General features: G+C 60.5%; 22 protein-coding genes. 10 read left to right on the forward strand and 12 right to left on the reverse strand.

Features of this window, described 5'->3' with window-relative positions; genetic code table 11:
- Window positions 1–139 precede the first annotated feature (139 nt).
- From N1078_RS01780 to N1078_RS01790, 3 genes are read right to left on the reverse strand one after another with little or no spacing between them, the layout of a single operon-like run.
- Window positions 140–901, reverse strand: coding sequence for an SDR family oxidoreductase (locus N1078_RS01780; protein WP_274086482.1), 762 nt, complete (start codon window positions 899–901; stop codon window positions 140–142).
- Window positions 901–1,854: an alpha/beta hydrolase gene (locus N1078_RS01785; RefSeq protein ID WP_274086483.1), complete on the reverse strand. Its 954-nt coding sequence runs from the start codon at window positions 1,852–1,854 to the stop codon at window positions 901–903. Before N1078_RS01785 ends, N1078_RS01780 begins: the two co-directional genes overlap by 1 nt.
- Window positions 1,838–3,313, reverse strand: a complete 1,476-nt coding sequence (locus tag N1078_RS01790) for a flavin-containing monooxygenase (RefSeq protein WP_274086484.1) — start codon at window positions 3,311–3,313, stop codon at window positions 1,838–1,840. The genes N1078_RS01785 and N1078_RS01790 overlap by 17 nt, the downstream gene beginning before the upstream one ends.
- Window positions 3,314–3,431: 118 nt before the next feature.
- Between N1078_RS01790 and N1078_RS01795 the strand changes: the two genes are divergently transcribed.
- Both N1078_RS01795 and N1078_RS01800 read left to right on the forward strand, forming a co-directional pair.
- Window positions 3,432–4,463: an AraC family transcriptional regulator gene (locus tag N1078_RS01795; RefSeq protein ID WP_274086485.1), complete on the forward strand. Its 1,032-nt coding sequence runs from the start codon at window positions 3,432–3,434 to the stop codon at window positions 4,461–4,463.
- Between the two features lie 60 nt (window positions 4,464–4,523).
- Complete coding sequence (locus N1078_RS01800) at window positions 4,524–5,021, forward strand: methylated-DNA--[protein]-cysteine S-methyltransferase (RefSeq protein ID WP_274086486.1); 498 nt, start codon at window positions 4,524–4,526, stop codon at window positions 5,019–5,021.
- Window positions 5,022–5,032: 11 nt separating this feature from the next.
- Here N1078_RS01800 and N1078_RS01805 read toward each other — a convergent pair whose 3' ends face one another.
- The 5 genes from N1078_RS01805 to aroC form a co-directional block, all read right to left on the reverse strand.
- Window positions 5,033–5,590, reverse strand: a complete 558-nt coding sequence (locus tag N1078_RS01805; protein WP_274086487.1) for a histidine phosphatase family protein — start codon at window positions 5,588–5,590, stop codon at window positions 5,033–5,035.
- Entirely contained in the window at window positions 5,590–5,781 is a 192-nt protein-coding gene (locus tag N1078_RS01810) for a PLDc N-terminal domain-containing protein (RefSeq protein WP_090385447.1), read from the reverse strand. Before N1078_RS01810 ends, N1078_RS01805 begins: the two co-directional genes overlap by 1 nt.
- A 75-nt stretch (window positions 5,782–5,856) precedes the next feature.
- Window positions 5,857–6,405 carry an acireductone dioxygenase gene (locus N1078_RS01815; protein WP_274086488.1) on the reverse strand — a complete coding sequence of 183 codons (549 nt, stop codon included), beginning with the start codon at window positions 6,403–6,405 and terminating at the stop codon, window positions 5,857–5,859.
- Window positions 6,406–6,466: 61 nt separating this feature from the next.
- Window positions 6,467–7,618: an MFS transporter gene (locus tag N1078_RS01820; RefSeq protein WP_274086489.1), complete on the reverse strand. Its 1,152-nt coding sequence runs from the start codon at window positions 7,616–7,618 to the stop codon at window positions 6,467–6,469.
- Window positions 7,619–7,706: 88 nt separating this feature from the next.
- Entirely contained in the window at window positions 7,707–8,798 is a 1,092-nt protein-coding gene (aroC, locus tag N1078_RS01825; RefSeq protein WP_274086490.1) for a chorismate synthase, read from the reverse strand.
- Window positions 8,799–8,959: 161 nt separating this feature from the next.
- On the opposite strand from aroC, the gene N1078_RS01830 reads away from it, so the two are divergent.
- A complete protein-coding gene (locus N1078_RS01830) occupies window positions 8,960–9,943 on the forward strand; it encodes an alpha/beta hydrolase (protein WP_274086491.1) in 984 nt (327 codons plus the stop codon).
- Between the two features lie 68 nt (window positions 9,944–10,011).
- Window positions 10,012–10,803, forward strand: coding sequence for a hypothetical protein (locus tag N1078_RS01835; protein ID WP_274086492.1), 792 nt, complete (start codon window positions 10,012–10,014; stop codon window positions 10,801–10,803).
- Here the strand turns inward: N1078_RS01835 and N1078_RS01840 are convergent.
- Window positions 10,800–11,624 carry a helix-turn-helix transcriptional regulator gene (locus tag N1078_RS01840; protein WP_274086493.1) on the reverse strand — a complete coding sequence of 275 codons (825 nt, stop codon included), beginning with the start codon at window positions 11,622–11,624 and terminating at the stop codon, window positions 10,800–10,802. The genes N1078_RS01835 and N1078_RS01840 overlap by 4 nt on opposite strands.
- Before the next feature lie 12 nt (window positions 11,625–11,636).
- A complete protein-coding gene (locus N1078_RS01845; protein ID WP_274086494.1) occupies window positions 11,637–12,206 on the reverse strand; it encodes a GNAT family N-acetyltransferase in 570 nt (189 codons plus the stop codon).
- A gap of 239 nt (window positions 12,207–12,445) precedes the next feature.
- On the opposite strand from N1078_RS01845, the gene N1078_RS01850 reads away from it, so the two are divergent.
- Window positions 12,446–15,922, forward strand: a complete 3,477-nt coding sequence (locus N1078_RS01850) for a hybrid sensor histidine kinase/response regulator (RefSeq protein WP_274086495.1) — start codon at window positions 12,446–12,448, stop codon at window positions 15,920–15,922.
- A 46-nt stretch (window positions 15,923–15,968) separates the two neighbouring features.
- Here the strand turns inward: N1078_RS01850 and prmB are convergent, their stop codons facing one another.
- Window positions 15,969–16,883: a 50S ribosomal protein L3 N(5)-glutamine methyltransferase gene (gene prmB, locus N1078_RS01855; protein WP_274086513.1), complete on the reverse strand. Its 915-nt coding sequence runs from the start codon at window positions 16,881–16,883 to the stop codon at window positions 15,969–15,971.
- 221 nt (window positions 16,884–17,104) lie between these two features.
- Here prmB and nhaD point away from each other — a divergent pair, with 221 nt between their 5' ends.
- The 5 genes from nhaD (at window position 17,105) to folE (ending at window position 21,028) form a co-directional block, all read left to right on the forward strand.
- A complete protein-coding gene (gene nhaD, locus N1078_RS01860) occupies window positions 17,105–18,394 on the forward strand; it encodes a sodium:proton antiporter NhaD (protein ID WP_274086496.1) in 1,290 nt (429 codons plus the stop codon).
- Window positions 18,395–18,684: 290 nt separating this feature from the next.
- Window positions 18,685–19,281: a cysteine hydrolase family protein gene (locus N1078_RS01865; protein WP_274086497.1), complete on the forward strand. Its 597-nt coding sequence runs from the start codon at window positions 18,685–18,687 to the stop codon at window positions 19,279–19,281.
- Between the two features lie 115 nt (window positions 19,282–19,396).
- The gene (locus N1078_RS01870; RefSeq protein ID WP_274086498.1) at window positions 19,397–19,717 is read left to right on the forward strand and encodes a hypothetical protein; all 321 of its coding nucleotides are present in this window, start codon (window positions 19,397–19,399) and stop codon (window positions 19,715–19,717) included.
- 118 nt (window positions 19,718–19,835) lie between these two features.
- The gene (locus N1078_RS01875) at window positions 19,836–20,393 is read left to right on the forward strand and encodes a Smr/MutS family protein (protein WP_274086499.1); all 558 of its coding nucleotides are present in this window, start codon (window positions 19,836–19,838) and stop codon (window positions 20,391–20,393) included.
- An 86-nt stretch (window positions 20,394–20,479) separates the two neighbouring features.
- Window positions 20,480–21,028, forward strand: a complete 549-nt coding sequence (gene folE, locus N1078_RS01880) for a GTP cyclohydrolase I FolE (RefSeq protein WP_274086500.1) — start codon at window positions 20,480–20,482, stop codon at window positions 21,026–21,028.
- Between the two features lie 150 nt (window positions 21,029–21,178).
- Here the strand turns inward: folE and N1078_RS01885 are convergent, their stop codons facing one another.
- Window positions 21,179–22,162 carry a putative bifunctional diguanylate cyclase/phosphodiesterase gene (locus tag N1078_RS01885; RefSeq protein ID WP_274086501.1) on the reverse strand — a complete coding sequence of 328 codons (984 nt, stop codon included), beginning with the start codon at window positions 22,160–22,162 and terminating at the stop codon, window positions 21,179–21,181.
- Window positions 22,163–22,255 lie beyond the last annotated feature (93 nt).

Here is a 22,255-nt window from a genome sequence, read left to right on the forward strand (position 1 = left end):
GCTGCTTGATAGGTCATAAGCCAGACCTGAAACCAGGGCTGGTCAACGCAGGCTTGTTCAGGGTGAACAAGTCAGAAGCGTTAAGTGCAGACTAGCCCTATCGTGCGGCGTTTGCCCAGCTAAAAATACGCTGACCTATTCACTCCCGGCTTAGCCAAGCCATGATGCGCCGCGTCAGCCAGGCCGGCGTTAGCTGGCCCGAGCCGTACAAAAGCTTGAACTGTAGGCTGATCGGCCGGTGTACGTTATTGCTCTGCGCCTGCGCCCAGGCCGCCTGCGCCACAGCGTGCGCCTCAAGCTTAACGCCCAGGCGGCGCAGCACCGGTGCCTGGAAGCGCTGATTATTGAGCATCGGCGTGCTGACAAAGGGCGGCATCAGGTCGCCAACGCGAATGTCGTACTTGGCCCACTCCAGCTCCAGCGCCTCGGTCAGGCCGCGAATGGCGAACTTGGACGCCGAATAACTGGCCAGGTGCGGCACGCCATACAGCCCGGAAGCAGAACCCATGTTGATCACCTGGGCCTGCGGTGTGGCTTGCAGGTAAGGGAACGCCGCATGCGTCATGTTCAGCGTGCCCTGCACATTGATCTGCAAGATGCGCGCATGCTCGGCCAGTTCAATTTCCTCGAAATGGCCACACTGCAAAACCCCAGCGCTGTTAAACAGCAGGCGCAGTTGCCCTGCGTGCAACGCGCAAAAGTCCGCCAAGGCGACCTTGACCGCTGCGGCATCCGTCACATCCAGTTGCGCATGCCAAACGTCACCCAACTCGGCGGCAAGCGCGGCCAGCGCCTGAGGGTTGATGTCGAGCAGGCCCACTTGCCAGCCCTGCTGGTGAAACAAGCGCGCGGTGGCGGCACCGATGCCAGACGCCGCCCCCGTAATCAGAATGTTGTGCATCAGCAACCTCGCGCTCGCAAAAAGCTCACCACTTCGGCCAAGGCGAAGTCAGCCGCCTTGAGCATGCCGGCGTGGGCCTGAAACACATGCCACAGCCCCGGATAGCGCTGCAGGCACACATCCACCCCTGCGGCCTTGGCCTTGTCGGCAAAGCGCAGGCTGTCGTTGCGCAGAATTTCATCTTCTCCCACCTGAATCAGCACCGGTGGCAGGCCATGTAGATCGGCAAACTGCGGCGACAGGCCTGGATCGTCATGCGCCACATCGGCCGGGCAATAAAGCGCCAACGCTTGCTCGATCCACTTGGGGTGGATCAGCGGATCACCCGCCGGCGGCTCATGCAACTGGGTGCCGGTAAAGTCCGTGACCGGGGAGAAACACAGCAGTGCCGCAGGTTGCGGCAAGCCCAGGTCGTGCAGGCGCAGGCTGCTGATCAAGCTCAGGTTGCCACCGGCCGAGTCGCCGCCGATAACGATTTGCGCGGGTGCGTAACCCTGCTCAATCAGCGCCCGGAACGCCGCCAGGGCATCATCGCGGGCGGCCGGGTATGGATGCTCGGGTGCTAGGCGGTAATCCAGCGCGCACACCTCCATTTGCCCGAGCCTAGCCAGGTTGGAACAAATCGCCCGGTGGGTATTCGCACCGCCAATCAGATACGCCCCACCATGCAGGTAGAGCAGCACCGTGCCACGGCCCTTTTGCGGGCGAGGCCATTGCCCGCTTTGCGGCCTGTGCCATTCGCAGGCTCGCCCGCCCAGGGTGCCAGGGCTGCGGGTGATACCGCGCGGCGTCGGGCTGAACGCAGTAAGCACACGCAGCACCGCACGCTGCCCGGCAATTGGCATGGGTGGCCGCACCAAACCACGGAACAGCACGCGTAGGCTGGTACGCAGCACACTGCGCAAAAGCGCCTGATCGGCCGCTGGCGCGGTGAATTCAGCGGGTGAGGTCATAGTCGTTTATCTCCGGGGCGCGGGTCTGCTGGCGGTAGGTAAAGGTGTAGCCCGGCCAGTTGTTGGTGCTTTTGCCGGAGGCAGTTTTGTACCAGCTTGAGCAGCCCTGTTCCCATATCGTGCGATGCGAGCTGGCCTGGATCTGCTGGTTGTAGTGCTGCTGTACCGCTGCCTTGACGTTGAGATAACGCACATCCTGCTGGCGCAGCACATCAATGCAACCAAGCACGTAACGGAACTGGCTTTCCAGCATGTAGATGATCGAGTTATGCCCCAGGTTGGTATTGGGCCCATAAAGGATAAACAGGTTGGGGAAACCGCTGACGCTGATGCCCTTGTAGGCTTCGGCGCCATCGCGCCAGGCCTGGTTCAGCTCCAGCCCAGCAAGCCCGGTAATTTGCATCGGTGCAAGAAAATCCGTGGCGGCAAAGCCGGTGCCGTAAATCAGCACATCGCAGGGGTGTTCGCGGCCATCGGCGGTAACAATAGCGGTCTCAGTCACGCGGCTGATCGCCTCGCTAATCACCGTCACATTGGGCTTTGCCAGGGCCGGGAAGTAATCATTGCTAATCAGGATGCGCTTACAGCCCATGGGGTAATCCGGCTGCAACTGCGCACGCAACTGCGGGTCACTGATCTGCTGGTTTAAATGCCGGTCAAAGGTGAAGCGCATCAGCTTCATCAGCCACGGTAGGCTGATAAACGCCAGGCCGCGCATCTCATATTGCAGGTACTTGAGGCCACGATCGATGCGCTGCAGCCAGGGTAGCTTACGCATCAGCGCCAACTCCCAGGTTTTGTAGGCGCGATCGGGCTTGGCCAGCACATAAGCCGGCGAGCGTTGGAACAGCTTGATTTCGGCCACCTTAGGCTGGAGCTGCGGGACAAACTGGATCGCCGAGGCACCGGTACCGATCACCGACACACGCTTGCCGGTCAGGTCCAGATCATGCCGCCAGCGCGCTGAGTGAAAGGCCTCACCGGTAAACTGCTCAACCCCCGGCAGCGCCGGATAGGCCGGCTGATTGAGCTGGCCACAGGCGCTGATCAGCACCTCGGCGCAGAGTTCTTCGCCATTGCTCAGGGTCACTCGCCACAGCGCCGCTGCCGCATCAAATGCCGCCGAAGCCACCTCGGCATTGCAGCGAATGCGCGGGCGCAACTGATACTTGGTTACGCAGTGCAGCATGTACGCGTGAATTTCCGCCTGGGGCGCGAACTTGCGGCTCCAGTCGGTTTTCGGTTCGAAAGAAAACGAGTACAGGTGCGACGGCACATCGCACGCCGCACCGGGATAGCTGTTGTCACGCCAGGTGCCGCCGACTTCTGCGGCTTTTTCCAGCAGCAGAAAGTCCTCAATACCAGCCTTCTGCAATTGAATGGCCATGCCCAGGCCACCAAAGCCGCTGCCGATAATTAGCACGCGCAAGGGGGCCGGACGTTGGGTGTTGTTATGCATTGTTATTCCCCAATCGCTGTCAGTAGCGGTAGCTGAATGCTACTTGCCTGCCGCCTCATCAGTTATGGCATAGTCGGCCAATCGATTGTGACTTTCGGACAAGCCACCGGACAACTGCATGTCAGCCGTCTCCTACACCCTGCCAAAGCGCAGCATCACCAGCGCACAACTGCTGACCCAGCTGGGCCTCGACCACGGCCTGAGTGTCGAGCGCTGCCTCCTGAATACCGGCCTCAGCCCCTTGCAACTGGCCGAGCTGCACAGCGAAATCGAAGGCGCGCAGGAACTGCAACTGATCCGCAACCTGATCGACGCCCTGCCCGGCCAGGATGACCTGGGCCTACAGGCTGGCTTGCGCTATCAGCTGACCACCTACGGTATCTGGGGCTACGCCCTGCTCAGCAGCCAGACCTTCCGCCAGGCGGCTGAACTGGGCCTGCGTTATCTGGACCTGACCTTTGCCTTTAACCGCATCACCTTGCGCGAAGATACCAGCCAGGCGCACCTGGAGCTGGATGGCAGCCACCTGCCAGACAGCGTGCGCGATTTTCTGTTGCTACGTGACGCCGTCGCGGTGATGGTCATTCAACGCGAGCTGACCGGCGCTAAGGTGCCCCTGAGCAGCGTGCAACTGAGCCAGTCAGCACCGGCCGACCCGGCGCGATTTAGCGAACAATTCGGCCTGCTGCCGGAATTCGCCTGCGCGCACAACCGCATCAGTTTCCCCCGCCACCTGCTCGACCTGCCCCTGCCCCGCGCCAATCCGCACAGCGCCCAGCTCTGCGAGCTGCAGTGCCAGGCGCTGCTGGCCAAACGCCGAGTGCGCAGTGGCCTGGCCGGGCAGATCCGCGATCGTCTGCTGAGTACCCCGGGACGGCTGGCCGATATGGAAGTGATCGCCAGTGAGCTGAATATCAGCAGCCGCACCCTGCGCCGTCGCCTGGAAGACCAGTGCAGCAGCTTTCGCCAACTGCAGGAGGAAGTGCGCCAAGCCTTGGCCGAAGAGCTACTGGCCATTGCCAGCCTGAGCCAGGAAGACATTGCCGAACGCCTCGGCTACAGCGAAGTGTCGAACTTCCTGCACGCCTTCAAACGCTGGAAAGGCCTGACGCCCGGGCAATATCGGCAGACACTGGGCTCAAGCGCATAACCGCCTTAAACGCGCCTATGCACCGCGCACAGATGGCACCACTCACGCGAGGGCTGACCGATGTTCTACCGCTACCACGACAGCCCTATCGGCCGCCTGCTACTGGCCGCTGATGAACGCGGCTTGCAGCAACTGCTGATGGATATCGACGGCAAGCCCTGGCGTATTGCTGAGGATTGGCGCAGCGCCACCGGTGAACTGGATGAAGTGTGCAAGCAACTGGATGAGTACTTCGCCGGGAGCCGGCAGCGCTTCGAGCTGCGCTTAGCGCCGCAAGGCACGGCTTTTCAGCTCGCCGTGTGGCAGGCGCTGCTGCGCATTCCCTTCGGGCAGACCAGCAGTTACAGCGCCCTCGCCGCCGAGATCGCAAGGCCCACAGCATTTCGCGCGGTGGGTGCTGCCAATGGCGCGAACCCGATTGCCATCATCATTCCCTGCCACCGAGTAATCGGCCGCGACGGCAGCCTCACGGGTTATGCCGGCGGTTTGCCGCGCAAAGCACTGTTGCTCAAACTAGAAGGTGCGCAGCTACCGGAACAGCGGCTGCTGAGTATTTAACGCACGATAGTTCAGGGCTGAATACGCGCCAGCACACGCGCCGGAGCTTCTAGCGGTAACGCCAGAATCAGTCCTTCGCCAGACGCCGGATAGATACCGGTCAAGGCCGTGATATTGACTTGATGGGAGACCAGCACCATCGGTGCGCCACGGGCTTGCGCATTGATCTGTTCGATCAGCGCAGCCGTCTGCTCTCGGGCAGTGGTGAGGGTTTGAAAGAACGAATCCAGGGCGGGCAACGCTTCGACTGCAGCAATGCCCATTTCCCGAGCGGTATCCTGAGCGCGGCACCAGCGGCTGCTGAGCAGCCGCGGTTTAATCCACTGACGTTGCAGCAATTGCCCCCAGCGCTGCGCCTGCTCGCGACCGGCCTGATTGAGGTTGCGTTGGGTACGGCAGTCACCCAACTGAAAATTCGCAGGGTCACCGGTGCCGGGCGCGGTAGCGTGACGCATCAACAAAACGGCGCGGCCTTCACGCAGCGCCGTCCAGGCCTGCTCATCGTCGGCCTGAGCGGCACTGCCCAGCAGGCACAACACCAACAGCCACGCACCAGAGCGCCACGGCATTAGAACTTGACCGTGCCACGCGGCCCCATCAACGCCCAGATGATCAGGCCGATCACCGGCAGCAAGACGATGAGTAATATCCACAACACCTTGATGCCCGTTTCGGCGTTGCTTTTGATCACGCTGAGAATCGCCCAGATATCCAGCGCCAGAATGACCAACCCCAGTAAACCGTTAAACATTGAACCCATATGGTGTCGCTCCTATGCGAAGGGATCGCTTACCTAGGATAGACGTTCGGCAGAAGAGTTCAGATGCTTGACCTGTTAGCAGTCATCCAGGCCGGCAAATGCAGCGGCGAAATCACCCTCTACCGCGCTAAAAACCGGCACCTGGGCGCTGTCGAACAGGCGCAACACGGCGAAGCGCGGATGCTCGCCAACATCAAACCAGTGCGCAGTACCAGCGGGGAGTTGTACCAAGTCGCCCTTCTCACACAGCAGGCCGTAGACATACTCACCGATATGCAGCGCCAGCAGGCCGCGCCCCGCCAAGTAATAGTGCAGATGAGCGGGCTGGCAGGCCTTTTCCTGTCTAAGCGCGCGGGCCAACTCGCTGCCCTCGCCGCGCTCATCACACAAGCTCAGTATCTCGGCACTGGCATAGCCATGCGCAGTCAGCAGCTGATCGATTTGCGCGCGATTGGCCGCCATCAGCTCAGCGCTGGCCGTACCGGCAATCACCGGCTCCTGCAAAGGCACTTGGCTGAACTGCACGCCGACAGTGGCCAGGGTGCTGGCAATGTCTTCGGCATGGCTCAGCAGCTTGTTCGGATGCGCGGGGGCGGACTGGTGGTAGACGGTCAGGCAGCTCATGGGCAGGGCTCTCGTACGATCAGAAAGGGCTCAATTCAAGCCTTGAATTCAGTGAATAGGGTTACGGACGCTCATCATGCATAAAGCGCGCGGTGATCACAGTGGCGCACAGGGCAATCAGGCTGGCGATGGCAAAGGTCCAGGCCGCACCTAGGCTGTGCCAGCTGTAGCCGGAATACAGTGCGCCCAAGGCACCACCGACACCGGCCAGCGCGGCATACAGCGCCTGGCCCTGGCCTTGCTGGCGATCGGCAAAACTGCGTTGCACAAAATGCATGGCTGCCGCATGAAACGCACCAAAGGTCGCCGCGTGCATCAATTGGGCGAACAGCAGCACTGGCAGATGCCCGGCCAGATTACCCAGCAGCAACCAGCGCAGCGCGGTAATCAGAAAACTCGCCAGCAGCACGGTCCTTATTGAATAGCGCGCAAGCAACCGGGCCATGACCATAAACAACACAATCTCGGCCAGCACGCCCAGCGCCCACAGTTGGCCAATCACTCCGCGCGAGTACCCCAGCGCTTCCAGGTGCAGGCTAAGAAAGGTGTAGTACGGACCGTTGCTCAGCTGCATCAAGCCAGCGCTGAGGTAGAAGGCTAGAGTCCCCGGTCGCCTTAGCTGCTGCAGGAAGCCGCCCTGCTCCTGAGTATTGGGCCGCATCTGCGGCTGCGCATTGGGCACCCACCAGCTGCTCAGCACGATGCCAGCCATGATCAAAATCAGCGCCCAGGGATAGGCGTCCAGGCTAAGCAGCTCGAACAGTTTGCCCAGGCCCACCACCGCGACAATAAAGCCGATGCTGCCCCACAGGCGAATCTGGCTGTAGCGCGCGGCCTGCTCTTTGAGGTGGGCAAAGGTGATGACCTCAAACTGCGGCAGCACCGCATGCCAGAAGAACGCATGCAGCGCCATGATCAACGCCAGCCAGGCATAGCTCTGGCTGATAAAGATGCCGGCAAAACACAGCAGCGTGCAGAGTGCGCCAAAACGCACGATGGCCAGGCGCCGGCCAGTGTAGTCACCCAGCCAGCCCCAGATATTCGGCGCAATGCAGCGCATCAGCATAGGAATGGCGATCAGCTCGCCGATGCGTGCTGCGGAAAACCCCAGGTGGTCGAAATACAACGCGAGAAACGGCGCGGTGGCGCCGAGCAGCGAGAAATAGAAGAAGTAAAAGCCGGATAGGCGCCAGTAAGGCAATGCGCTGTTCATGAACTAGCCGTAGCTTGGGTTAAGCAGAGCGATACCCAGGGGCCGCAATGTTGGCTATCGCTGCGCTCAAGCCAACCTACGCGGCTGATCACAGCTGTGGCAGCACCGGCGTGCTGACCTGCACATCTGCATTCTGCCCACGATGACGCAGCAGGTGGTCCATCAGCACGATGGCCATCATCGCCTCAGCGATGGGTGTGGCGCGGATGCCTACGCAGGGGTCGTGACGGCCCTTGGTGATGATATCCACTGGGTTGCCATCAACATCAATCGAGCGGCCTGGTGTGGTGATGCTCGACGTTGGCTTCAGCGCCAGGTGCGCGACAATCGGCTGGCCACTGGAGAGCCCACCCAAAATGCCGCCAGCGTTGTTGGAGAGGAAACCCTCTGGCGTCATTTCATCGCGGTGTTCGGTGCCGCGCTGCGCCACGCTGGAGAAACCTGCACCAATTTCCACACCCTTGACCGCGTTGATGCTCATCAGCGCATGGGCCAGTTCGGCGTCCAGACGGTCGAAAATTGGCTCGCCCAGGCCGGGCATTACGCCTTCGGCGACCACGGTGATCTTCGCCCCAACCGAGTCCTGATCACGGCGCAGCTGGTCCATATAGGCTTCCAGCTCCGGCACTTTATCGGGGTCAGGGCAGAAGAAGGCGTTCTGCTCGACGCTGTCCCACGTTTTGAACGGGATTTCGATTGGCCCCAGCTGGCTCATATAGCCGCGGATCACAATGCCCTGGGTGGCCAGGTACTTTTTGGCGATGGCACCGGCGGCCACGCGCATGGCGGTTTCCCGCGCGGAGCTACGGCCGCCACCACGGTAGTCACGGATGCCATATTTGTGGTGATAGGTGTAATCGGCGTGGGCCGGACGGAAGGAATCCTTGATCGCCGAGTAGTCCTTGGACTTCTGGTCGGTATTGCGGATCAGCAGGCCGATCGAGCAACCGGTGGTTTTGCCCTCGAACACCCCGGCGAGGATTTCCACCTCGTCGTCTTCCTGGCGCTGGGTGGTGTGGCGGCTGGTGCCCGGCTTGCGTCGATCGAGGTCGCGCTGCAGGTCTTCCAGGCTAATCTCCAGCCCCGGCGGGCAGCCATCGACAATGGCGACCAACGCCGGGCCATGGCTTTCGCCAGCGGTGGTGACAGTGAACAGCTTGCCGTAGGTATTGCCGGACATGTGCAAAACGCTCCGCGAAAATCAGCTCAGAGCCTACGCCAACTCGCGCAGCGCCCACGTGAATAAAGGCGGCGAGTATACCCGTGGCGTTCGCACAGTTCATCCTCGAACCTTCAGCGCGTATAACCGTCCAACAGTTCCCCCTCTGGCAGTTGTTACCCATGTTGCGAGCGCTTCTATTGACCCTTTGCCTACTCCCGCCCCTGGCTCAAGCCGCTGCCAATAGCGCTTCACACAGCAGCGTGCAGCAACCGCTGCACCTGCAAACAGCCGAGGGCACGCTGCACGGCACCTTGCTCACGCCAAGCGGCCCCACACCCGTAGCGGTAGCGTTGCTGATCGCCGGTTCCGGCCCCACCGACCGTGACGGCAACAACCCCGAAGGCGGCCAGAGCGACAGCCTCAAGCGCCTAGCGCAGAGCCTGGCTAAACAAGGCATCGCCAGCCTGCGCTACGACAAGCGCGGGGTCGCCGCCAGCCGCGCCGCCACGCCGGATGAGCGCAACCTCAGTGTCGAGCGTTATGTCAGCGATGCAGTGGCCTGGGCGCAGTTGCTCAAGGCCAACCCGGCATTTGACCGGCTGATTCTGATCGGTCACAGCGAAGGCGCGCTGATTGCCAGCCTAGCCGCCGAACAAGCCCACGCCGACGCCCTCGTAGCAATCGCCGGCAGCTCGCGGCCGATTGACCAACTGTTGCGCGAGCAGTTGGCGGCGCGTCTTCCTCCGCCGTTGCTTGCACAAAGTAATCAGCTCCTCGACCGTTTGTTAGCCGGGCAACTCACCCCGCAGGTACCCAAGCCGTTGCAGGTGCTGTTTCGCCCCAGCGTGCAGCCTTACTTGATCTCGCTGCTGCAACAGAACCCTGGCCAGGCCTTTGCACGCCTGCAGATTCCCGCACTGATCGTGCAAGGCAGCCATGACATTCAAGTCAGCGTCGCCGATGCCCACGCCCTGAAGGCCGCCACGCCTGATGCTGAACTGCTGATCATCCCTGGGATGAACCATCTGCTGCGTATCAGCGCGCTGGATTTACCCGCGCAACTGGCCAGTTATAACAATCCTCGCTTACCCTTGGCGCACGGGCTGAGCGAGCAGATCGCCCGGTTTATTCAGCGCAGCGGCAAAATGCCAGCCTCTAGTTAGCCGACTAACGGCCGATAGCGCTCAAACAGGCGCTAACTGTTTCAGCGTCGCGTACAGGACCGCTGTTTATGACCACCAGCCCCGCGCCGCAAACGGATACCGACGCAGCCTCTGAGGAAGTCGCTGAGCCAGCTCACCCTTGGGCAGAGCTGGCACCTGAGCACTTTCTGTTATTGCGCCTGGCCCCCTTGCCCACCGACCGCCACACCGGCGTGCGGCCGCTGCGTTTTATCCAGCTGGGCCGCGTCGAGCGCCAGAGTAAGCAGCAAAGTCTGCTGCGCTTGACCCTGCAACTGCCCGGGCAACGGGTACGCCCGGAACAGAACATCCTCGACGTGTGGGCTGACCATGAGCAACGGGTGGTGCGCTTTGGCCCGGACAAAGGCCTCAGCGTAGAGCCTGAAAACCGTGGCCTGGGGCGGTTTCTACTGGCCCAGGGGATTGCCTGGGCGCGGCAGCACTTCGCCCACTACCAAGTGGAAAGCACACAACTGCCGAGCCAGAGCGCCTTCAGCGATGAAGCTCGCGCCCGCCGCGATCATTGCCTCAAGGCTCAGGGTTTTACTGTTGAGTACCTCGACCCGTTAAACATCAAGGCACAGTGCAGCGCACCACGGGTCAGTTCGCTGCATGGCGACTGGCAGTCGGAAAAAGTGCAAATCATCAAGCTACTGGACGCCGCCGGCATGCTGCAGCAAGCCGATCAGAACCTACATGAGCTGGATGTGAAGGTGCGCAAACTGACCGAGCGCATCGAGCTGTTTAAACGCGAGGACGGCAGTTTACGTTTCACCATCACCTGCCTGGTGGCCTTCTGCATGTTTCAGGCGGGATTGCTGATTTGGATGGCCACGCGCTAGCGAATGGCGCGGGCCTGGCGATATTGCCCCGGTGCAACGCCGTAAGCTTGTTTGAACTGGCGGCTTAGGTGGCTCTGGTCAGCAAAGCCCAACTGCATCGCCACATTCAGCGGCGTGCAGCCATCGCGCAACAACGCGCGCGCCTGCTCCAGCCGGCGCTGCATCAGCCAGCTGTGCGGCGGTAGGCCCGTGGCACGGCGAAACACCCGGGCGAAATGGAACGGTGATAACCCCACGGCCTGCGCCAATTGCTCCAGTGACGGCGGCGCCGCCAACTGACTGGCCAGTAGTTCTTTGGCGCGACTCACCGCGCGCGGCTCATCACCCGGCTGCAAGCCTTCAGGCAAGCGTGCATGGCGCTGAAACAGCCGCAGAATCGCTTCACGCCAGGCAGTTTGCAGCTGCAACGCGGAGGCCTGGCTATCCAGTAACTGATGCAGATTGCCAAATTGGCGATGCAGCTGCGGATCATGCAACACACTAAGGGCAAACGACGGCATGCCCTGCCGACCTAACTCCAGCTCCGCCAGCACACCGCACACCTGCGCGTTGTCCGGATAGAAGCCGCGATAGTGCCAGCCCTGCTCATGGGCCTTGGAGCCGGTGTGCAGCTCATCCGGGTTAATCAGCACCATACTGCCAGCAGGCGCCAGATGCTCACTGCCGCGGTGGCGAAAGCGTTGGGCGCCCTGCTCGATCACAGTGAAGACAAACCCTTCATGCACATGGGGTGAAAAACGCTGCTCGACAAACTGCGCATGCAGCAACTCCACGCCAGCCAACTCGCGTGACTGCCAAAACCGTGTTTGTTCGGTGCCCACCTGCGCCATCCATCAACCGCTGAAACGCGCCTCCAGCTGTTGCTTGACCACGGGCCAGTCATGGTCAGTGATGCTGTACAACACGGTGTCGTCCAAACGACCATCGGCCAAGCGACGGTGGTTGCGCAGCACGCCTTCACGCAGCGCACCGAGCTTTTCGATGGCGCGTTGCGAACGCAGGTTACTGGCCGCAGTTTTAAGCTGCACACGCACCATGCGCCAACTCTCGAAGGCATGCTTGAGCATCAGGTATTTGATCAGGGTATTGAGGCCCGTGCCGTGCTGGCTGCTGTCCAACCAGGTCCAGCCGATTTCTGCGGCCGGCAGGCTGCTGACAAAATCAGCAAAACGGGTGGTACCGACCAGCTGATCATCCAGGCGGATGACAAAGGGCAAGGCGCGCCCTTCGCGCTGTTCAAGCAAGCCTTCGCGGTACCAGTCCAGACGCTGAGTGCCATTCATATGCACCAGTTCTGCACGATTGGCTTCGGCCAGGCTCACCAACGCCGGAATATCAGCATCGACCATGGGTTCGATGCGCAATCCACCACGTTGCAGGGTAATCAGTTGCGGCTTGAACATAGGGTCCCTCCTCGGACAGCGTCGCAGACGCGACACGCTAACAGCGCGTGCCAGTGTGCACAATCCACAACAGTCATACGAGCTGTGCGCGTGCGACCTTGGTCGTGCCTGACGCATCGTAATTTTGCTGCGAAACTGCAGCCCATAATCTGTCTAGGGCGCTGATGCGTTAGGCTTTGGCGGCTCTAGCGCTGCCCATTGCGAGCGCAGCGCCCCTCTCGTTTGTTTTTGGAGTATGCATGACCTTGTCCAGCGGACTGATCGCCGCGGTTGCGCTGATCTATATGGCCATTCTGTTCGCCATCGCGTTCTACGGCGACCGCCGCGCTGCGCCCATGCCGCCGCGTGTGCGGGCCTGGGTCTACAGCTTGTCACTGGCGGTGTACTGCACCAGCTGGACATTTTTTGGCGCGGTCGGCCAGGCCGCCGAGCAGCTTTGGTCGTTTCTGCCGATTTACCTCGGCCCCATCATCATTCTGGTTTTCGCACCCTGGGTGCTGCAGAAGATGGTGATGATCAGCAAACAGGAAAACATCACCTCGATTGCCGACTTTATTGCCGCACGCTACGGCAAATCCCAAGCACTGGCGGTGGTGGTGGCGCTGGTTTGCCTGGTCGGGGTGTTGCCCTATATCGCCCTGCAGCTCAAAGGCATCGTGCTCGGCGTTAACCTGCTCAGTGGAGCGGGCGCGGGCGCCAACGGTACAGGCGCTCAGGACACCGCGCTAATCGTGTCACTGGTTCTGGCGCTGTTCACAATATTGTTCGGCACGCGCAACCTGGATGTCACCGAGCACCACCGCGGCATGGTCCTGGCGATTGCTTTCGAGTCGCTGGTCAAGCTGCTGGCCTTCCTCGCGGTCGGTGGCTTTGTCACCTATGGCCTGTACAACGGCTTTGCCGATCTGTTCAGCCAGGCCAATGCCAGCCCCGCCCTGGAGAGTTTCTGGGCAGAAACAGTGAACTGGCCGGCGATGATGATGCAGACCGGGCTAGCGATGATCGCCATCATCTGCCTGCCGCGGCAGTTCCATGTGGCCGTGGTGGAAAACATCGAACCCAAAGACCTGAAACTGGCGCGCTGGGTGTTTCCCGCTTACCTCATGTTGGCCGCGCTGTTTGTAGTGCCGATTGCCCTGGCAGGACAGATGCTGCTGCCGGCCGGGGTTACCCCGGACTCCTTCGTTATCAGCCTGCCGCTGGCCGAGGCCCACCCGGCTCTGGCCCTGCTGGCCTTCATCGGCGGTGCGTCGGCCGCCACCGGCATGGTCATCGTGGCCTCGGTGGCACTGTCGACCATGATCTCCAACGACATGCTGCTGCCCTGGCTATTGCGCCGGCAAAACACCGAACGGCCCTTCGAAGCCTTCCGCCACTGGATGCTCACCGCGCGCCGCGTCAGCATCGTGCTAATCCTGCTGCTGGCTTACGTGTGCTATCGCCTGCTGGGCTCCAACGCCAGCCTAGCCACCATCGGCCAGGTGTCGTTTGCCGCCATCGGCCAGTTGGCCCCGGCAATGTTTGGCGCGCTGGTGTGGAAACAGGCTAACCGTCAGGGTGTATTTGCCGGGCTGTTTTTTGGCGCACTGATCTGGTTCTACACCCTGGTGATGCCGTTGCTCGCCCGCAGCCTCGGCTGGCCCGTGGATGTGTTGCCGGGTATCCAAACCCTGCTCTATGGCCCGATTGGTTTTCAGGTCGACCCACTGACCCGCGGCGTGGTGTTGTCGCTTGCCGGTAACTTCCTGCTGTTTGCCTGGGTGTCCTACTTTTCCCGCGCGCGGGTAGCGGAGTACTGGCAGGCCGGGCGCTTTATTGGCCATGACCTGGGCAATAAGCCGAGTAGCCGTAGCATGCTGGCTGTGCAGGTCGGCGATTTGCTGCTGTTGGCCAACCGCTTTGTCGGCGAAGACCGTGCGCGCCAGAGCTTTATGCGTTTTGCCTACCGCCAGGGCAAAGGCTTCGACCCCAGCCAGACCGCCAACAGTGACTGGATCGCCCACACCGAACGCCTACTGGCCGGCGTACTGGGTGCGTCGTCGACCCGTGCGGTGGTCAAGGCAGCCATCGAAGGCCGCGAGATGCAGGTCGAAGACGTAGTACGCATCGTCGATGAAGCCTCCGAAGTGCTGCAGTTCAACCGTGCACTGCTGCAAGGCGCGATCGAGAACATCACCCAGGGCATCAGCGTTGTCGATCAATCACTGCGCCTGGTGGCCTGGAACAACCGCTATATCCAGCTGTTCAACTACCCCGAAGGCCTGGTCTATGTCGGGCGGCCGGTGGCTGAACTGATCCGTTTTAACGCCGAACGCGGCCTGCTCGGCCCCGGCGATATCGACGAACATGTCAGCAAGCGTCTGCACTGGATGCGCCAGGGCACCGCGCACACCTCCGAGCGCCTGTTCCCCAACGGCCAGTTCATTGAATTGATCGGCAACCCAATGCCCGGCGGTGGCTTTGTCATGAGCTTTACCGACATCACCGAGTTCCGTGAAGCCGAGCGCGCGCTCAAGGCCGCCAATGAAGGCCTCGAACAACGGGTCAGCGAACGCACCTATGAACTCTCGCAACTAAATCAGGCACTGACCGAAGCCAAGGGCGTGGCCGAAAGCGCCAACCAGTCGAAAACTCGCTTTCTCGCCGCGGTCAGCCATGACTTGATGCAGCCGCTGAACGCGGCACGGCTATTCTCCGCGGCCCTGTCTCACCAGGACGACGTACTCCCCGAAGACGCTCGGGAGTTGGTGCGCCACCTGGACAGCTCGCTGCGCTCGGCCGAAGACCTGATCAGCGACCTGCTGGACATCTCACGCCTGGAAAACGGTCGCATCACCCCGGATCGTCATGCCTTCGTGCTGAACAACCTGTTCGACACCCTCGGTGCAGAATTCAAGGTGCTGGCCACCGAACAAGGCGTGGACTTCCGCCTGCGCGGCAGCCGCTTGCGGGTGGACAGCGATATCAAGCTGCTACGGCGCATCCTGCAGAACTTCCTGACCAACGCCTTCCGCTACGCCAAGGGCCGCGTGGTACTGGGTGTTCGCCGCCAAGGCCGGCACCTGCGCCTGGAAGTCTGGGACCGTGGCCCGGGCATCCCGGACGACAAGCGCAAGGTGATTTTCGAAGAATTCAAACGTTTGGACAGCCACCAGACCCGCGCCGAAAAAGGCCTGGGCCTGGGCCTGGCGATTGCCGATGGTCTGTGCCGAGTGCTCGGCCACACCCTGCAAGTGCACTCCTGGCCAGGCAAAGGCAGCGTATTCAGTGTCACCGTACCGCTCGCCCAGCATGCCGAAGCCCCGGCGCCGGTTGCCCAGGTGGACCATCACGGTCAGCCACTGGCCGGTATTCAGGTGCTCTGCGTGGACAACGAAGACAGCATCCTCACGGGCATGCACAGCCTGCTCTCACGCTGGGGCTGCCAGGTGTGGACCGCGCGTAATCGCCTGGAATGCGAACACCTGCTCAGTGAAGACGTGCGCCCGCAATTGGCGCTGGTGGACTTTCATTTGGATGACGGTGAAACCGGCACCGAACTGATGGCCTGGCTGCGCACGCGCCTGGGTGAACCGCTACCAGGTGTGGTGATCAGCGCCGACGGCCGCCCCGAACTGATCGCCCAAGTGCATGCCGCCGGCCTCGATTTCCTGCCCAAACCGGTCAAGCCAGCGGCCCTGCGCGCCTTGATTAGCCGGCACCTAACACTGCGCTAGCTGGCGATTGAACCATTGGCGAGACAGGTAGTTTTGCAACAACCTGCTAGAGGCGCTGACGGAACAGCGCCTGATGCTCACGGCATTGCGCAGCGGCGAGCAGGAATACCCCATGACCGCCGCGCTCAAACTCCAGCCAGGTGAAGTCGACTTCCGGATACAGGGCTTCGACATGCACCTGGCTGTTGCCGACTTCAACAATCAACACACCCTTCTCGCTCAGGTGGTCAGCCGCTTCAGCCAGCATGCGTCGCACCAGGTCCAGGCCATCATCGCCACAGGCTAAGCCCAGCTCTGGCTCGTGCTGGTACTCGGCCGGCATATCGGCAAAATCCTCAGCGTCCACGTAGGGCGGGTTAGACACGATCAAGTCAAAATGCTGCCCCGGCAGCCCATCAAAACCGTCGCCCTGTACGGTGTAAACACGCTGATCCAGGCCATGCCGCTCGATATTCTGGTTGGCCACTTCCAGCGCCTCAAACGATAGATCGCCTAACACCACTTCGGCGTCGGGGAACTCGTAGGCACAGGCGATACCGATACAACCCGAGCCGGTGCACAGGTCGAGAATCCGTGCCGGCTCTACGGCCAGCCATGGCGAGAAATGCTGCTCGATCAATTCGCTGATCGGTGAGCGCGGAATCAGCACGCGCTCATCAACGATAAACGCCAAGCCGCAAAACCAGGCCTCGCCCAGCAGGTAAGGGGTCGGTACACGCTCATCGATGCGCCGCGTGAGCAGCGTTTGCAGGTGCGCATGCTCGTCGTCTTCCAGGCGGCAATCGAGGTAGCCATCGGCTATTTCATACGGCAGGTGCAAGGCACCGAGCACCAGCTGGCGCGCTTCGTCCCAGGCATTGTCGGTGCCGTGGCCGAAGAACAGCTCCTCACCATGAAACCGACTGACCGCCCAGCGAATGTAGTCACGCACAGTGCGCAGGCGGGTTGGGTGGGCATGTATGGCGTCGGTCACGGCAGCTCTCCGCTGGTAAAAGTCCGCCATTCTAGCAGCCTGTCACGCTTACCCGCGCCCAGGCTCAGCGGCTGTTTAACGGCACGACGCATTGTTGACCATAAAAGCCGCTGCAGTCACAAAGTAAACCTGCCTATGGCTTACGCGCATCAGTATAATTTTGTTACCAATTTCTAACCCTTCCCATCCTTTCTTAAGAACCCCTAAAAATGGTCATAGAACCTTTCTCGCTCACGGGCTTGCTCGTGCTGGCGATATTCCTGATTGGCATGACGCTGATTGTTTTTGAAGCACAACTGGAGATGGATAAGTTCAAGCCGGCGATGTTCATGATGTCCGGCCTGATCGTTATCGGCGCCCACTACGCGTTTTATGACCCCAACGGTTTCCAGTACTTCCTGCATGCACAAAGCGAGATCAAGGAAGAGCTGTTTGGCCTGATCGCCTTTATGGCGTTTATGTGGATGGTGGTCGAGCTGCTCAATGAGCGGAACGTCTTCACCGCGCTCAACGGCTACTTGATGCGCAAGGGCCTTGGCGCGCGCGGCATGTTCTGGGCGACCGGCGCGCTGTCGGCCATGCTCTCGCCGTTTCTCAACAACATCACCACGGCGATGATCTTCGGCAAAACAGTGAAAAGCATCTCGACCAACCAGCGTTACACGCATATTTCGCTGTGCAACATCGTGGTCGCCTCCAACTCCGGGGTGTGGTTCCTCGGCACCTCGACCAGCCTGATGGTGGTGCTGGCCGGGAAAATCAGCATCGCCGGCTTGCTCCTGCTGATCCCCTCTGCGCTGATAGGCTGGCTGCTGTTTGCTGCCAGCCTGCATTTCTTTTATCTGCGCAAACTCAATGGCCAAGCGTTGATCCACCTCGCGGACCAGTCAGAAACCGCCCTCAAGCCCGGCGGTGCGGGCCTGGCATTGGTCGGTTTCTGCGCGGTATTCGGCGCAGTGCTGTGCAATGTCCTGTTGAAAGTCAGCATTGAGTTCGCCATCGGCATCGGCCTGGGCATTGTCGCGTTGTACGCCTGGCTGCTGATGCGCCGCGGCATCGAACTGCCTTGGCAGGATCAACTGCAAAAGGTCGAGTGGAACGCCCTACTGTTCTTTATCGGCATCATTACTTCGGTGGCGTGCCTCAACCATGTCGGTTGGTTGTCGTATATCTCGCGACTGTTTGAAGTGCTGCACCCCACGGCGGTCAACGTGGTGCTCGGGGTGGCGTCCGGGGTAATGGACAACGTGCCGGTGGAAGCGGCGGCGCTGATGTCAAACCCCGAGTTGGGCCTCAATCAATGGGCGTTGAATGCCCTGATGGTCGGCATCGGCGGCTCGCTGACGGTGGTGGGTTCCGCGGCCGGCGTGATGGCGATGTCGCTGGACAAGACCTACAGCTTCGCCGTGCACCTGAAGTTCTTACCCGCCATCCTGGTCAACTTCTTCGGCTCACTGGGTATCTGGTACCTGCAGTTCGAATTGCTAGGGCTTTACTGACAATCGCCATGGCGTCGAAGCATGACTCGCGGACTGGGAACAGTGCGCGTCATGCTCTAGGCGCCATGGCTGCAGTACCGAGATGGAAAGTGCCTGGCCGAACAACAGCCGTAAATGTTCGCAATACCGGGTAAACCAGCCCATGACGCAGCGACTTTGCGGGTAAAAACCAGGCCCGGTTCGCCACTTGCACCGGCTCGCCAGCAAGATCATTGAGCGCAATGGTTCACAGCAGCGCAGCACAAGGGGACAATGGCCAGACTGTCCATGCCAGCCTGGAGTTCCCTGCCATGTCCGCCGTAAAAACGATGTTCGCCCTCACTGGCCGCAGCCATGCGCCCGCCAGCTTGAGCAATGCAACCTTGCTGATCATTGATGCGCAAGAGGAGTACCGCAGCGGCGTGTTGCAATTACCCGGACTGGATGCCGCGCTCGAGGAAATCGCCAAGCTGCTCGCCGCCGCACGTGCCCTGGGCAGCGCCATCGTGCATGTTAAACACCTCGGCATCCCCGACGGCCTGCTCGACCCCCGCGGCCCCCGCGGCCTGCACCTGCCCGAAGTCGCGCCGCTTCCGGGGGAAATCGTCGTCGAAAAGCGCATGCCCAACGCCTTTAACGGCACGGACCTGCATGAGCGCTTGCAAGCCCTCGGCCACCTGGACCTGATCGTCTGCGGGTTTATGACGCATTCGAGCATCAGCACCACGGTACGCGCCACCAAGGACTATGGTTACCGCTGCACCTTAGTCGATGCGGCTTGCGCCACCCGTGATCTGCCAACCCTCGATGGTCAGGTCATCAGTGCCGCCGACATGCACCGCGCCGAAATGATCGCCCTGGCCGACAACTTTGCCGCCGTTGTGCCACACGCCAGCGCGTTGATCTGACAGCTGCGGGGGCAACTCGCCACTTACCCGTGCTGGCCGACGTAGTTGAACCACGCCAGCACACACCGGTCTTATCGCCGATAGCCACTGAGGAAATTGGCATGAGTAAATCGGAATGAAATTCTCCGATGGTTTTGACGCACGCCGCCTGCGCCCGCGCAATGCCCGTAACTGGCGTTTGCGCCTGGGCGCTGGGCTGGGGGCGTTGTTCGCCGCATTCGGCGTGCTGCTGACCCTGGCAGGCACCGCCACCCTGCTTGGCCAGCCTGCCGCACTGGGCCCGCTGAACGAGTCGCCGGCCACGGCCAGCGTGTTCGTCGTTAGCGGGTTGCTGCTGCTGAGTGTCGGCGTACTGCTCTGGCGTCGTTGTCGGCGCCGCCTGCGCCGCCCCAGCGACCTGAGCATGGCACCGCACCTGATGAAAAAGCGCGACTGAGCCGGGCGGATCCGCACAGCACGAAGACCGGCAGGTTGGTTACACTAACGGCCTTCGCGCAAGTGTGGGCCTGCTGCCGTTTCGGCGCGGCCATGAACTAAACGGTAACAGGCACCAAATGCAAGACGACGATTTCTCCCTGTTCAAAGCCCAGTTGCACGGCGTTAGACCGATCAAGCATGACCGTGCAGACACCGGCAAGCCAAAACCCAACCGTGCCCAACTGGCCACCCTGCGTCAGGCCGCCACGGCGCGCGTCGACGCGATCAAGGTCGATGGCCTGTCTGATCAGTTTGTCATTGATGTCGGCGCCGAAGACCCACTCTACTGGGCAGCCAATGGCGTGCAAGAAGGCCAGATGCGCAAGCTCAAGCTGGGGCAGATCAGCTTTGAAGGCAGCCTCGACCTGCACGGCATGACCGTGGAAAAAGCCCGCGACACCCTGTGGGAATTTATCGCTGAAGCCAACAAGCTAGAGGTGCGTTGCGTACGCATCACCCACGGCAAAGCGGTACGCATGGACGGCCGCAAGCCGATGATCAAAAGCCACGTCAACACCTGGCTGCGTCAGCATCCGCAAGTACTCGGCTTTACCTCCTGCCTGGCCAAACACGGCGGCACCGGCGCGGTTTATGTGATGCTCAAGCGCACCATGATGGATGGCCGCGACGAATAAGCCCCTGCAACTAACGGCTGGCACACTTGCCAGCCTTATCCCTGCGCCCTACCCTGCGCGCTCTGCAAAGACCAACGAGAGTGTCCATGTCTCTGGAACAGCAATACACCGCGATCCTCGGCCAACTCGGCGAAGACGTATCCCGCGAAGGCCTGCTCGACACCCCCAAGCGCGCCGCCAAAGCCATGCAGTACCTGTGCAAGGGCTATCAGCAGACGCTTGAAGAAGTCACCAACGGCGCACTGTTCAGCTCCGATAACAGCGAAATGGTGTTGGTAAAAAACATCGAGCTGTATTCGCTGTGCGAGCACCACATGCTGCCCTTTATCGGCAAGGCTCATGTCGCCTATATCCCCAATGGCAAGGTGCTCGGCCTGTCGAAGGTCGCACGCATCGTCGATATGTACGCACGGCGCCTGCAGATTCAGGAGAACCTCAGCCGGCAGATCGCCGAAGCCATCCAGCACGTCACCGGCGCCCTCGGTGTGGCGGTGGTCATCGAGGCCCAGCACATGTGCATGATGATGCGCGGCGTGGAAAAGCAGAACTCCTCCATGGTCACCTCGGTGATGCTCGGTGAGTTCCGCGAAAACGCCGCAACCCGCAGCGAATTCCTTAGTTTGGTTAATAACTAAGCAAAACTTGCCACACAAAAAAACCGGCTTAGCGCCGGTTTTTTTGTGCCTGAAACACGCATGACAGCCGGTACTGATCGGCTCACCGCATCCACCATGGCCACCTTGCTATGGCGATCACCCAGCAGCACAACACGTACTAAAGCGTGCTTATGCCAGTGCCACCTCAGCCACTCCATGAGCCTGCCGCAAGGCGCGATACTGAGCGCTCTGTACATACTCAGCTTCCCAGCGCACTACATCGGCCGCGGGCATAGGCTTGGCAATCAAGTAACCTTGGGCAAGGTCACAGCCCATTTTCCTCAGTGCAAAAAAGTGCTCTTGCGTCTCAACGCCTTCCGCCACAACAACTTTATTGAATGCCTTGGCCAGCCCGACAATAGCCGAGGTAATCGAAAAGTCTTCGGCATCCACCAACATATCCCGGACAAAAGACTGATCAATTTTAAGCGTCTGCGTGGGCAACTGTTTTAAGTAGTTCAGTGAGGAGTAGCCAGTGCCAAAATCATCAATCGAGAATGTCACGCCCAGGCCTTGGCAGCCCACAATGCATTTATTCACATACTCGATATTATCCAGCGCAACCGACTCAACGATTTCAATATCCAGCAACCCTGGGTTAACGTGCCCCGCATTCTTCAGCACTAACGCTAGCCGCTCAATAAAACTCTGTTCTTGAAAGTGCCGTGCAGCAATATTCACGCTGATCGACCAGTTACGCCCAGTGGCGCACCACTCACTGATTTGCGCGACTGCTTGCTCAATGGCCCACTCACCAATGTCGCAAATTATTTTATCGTTTTCGATTTGCGGTAAAAAATCCAACGGCGACACCAACCCTCTTTCGGGATCATGCCAACGCAACAACGCCTCAAAACCCACAACACTGCAGTCATTCAGACAAATCTTAGGCTGATAAAACAGTGACAGCTCACCAAGCCTAAGTGCTTCTTTAACCCTATTTATTATCTTAAAGCCACTCTTGACCTTACTGTCATGAATGACATCAAAAATATGGTATGACATCGGCCCTTTCTGCTTCGCCACATACATCGCCTGATCTGCATGACGCAGCAGGGTGTCAACACTTCGATTATCTTTAGGGTAAACCGTGAGACCGATACAGGCAGACACCCTAAATTCAACACCCGGCGGCCGCGAAAACTGAGTGCAACACCTGACCTTTCCGGTACGGTGCTGCCCCTATGTCCTATTCCGAACTCAGCG

It is taken from the genome of Pseudomonas sp. MIL19 (assembly GCF_028680365.1).
In the GTDB taxonomy this organism is placed as follows: domain Bacteria; phylum Pseudomonadota; class Gammaproteobacteria; order Pseudomonadales; family Pseudomonadaceae; genus Aquipseudomonas; species Aquipseudomonas spirodelae.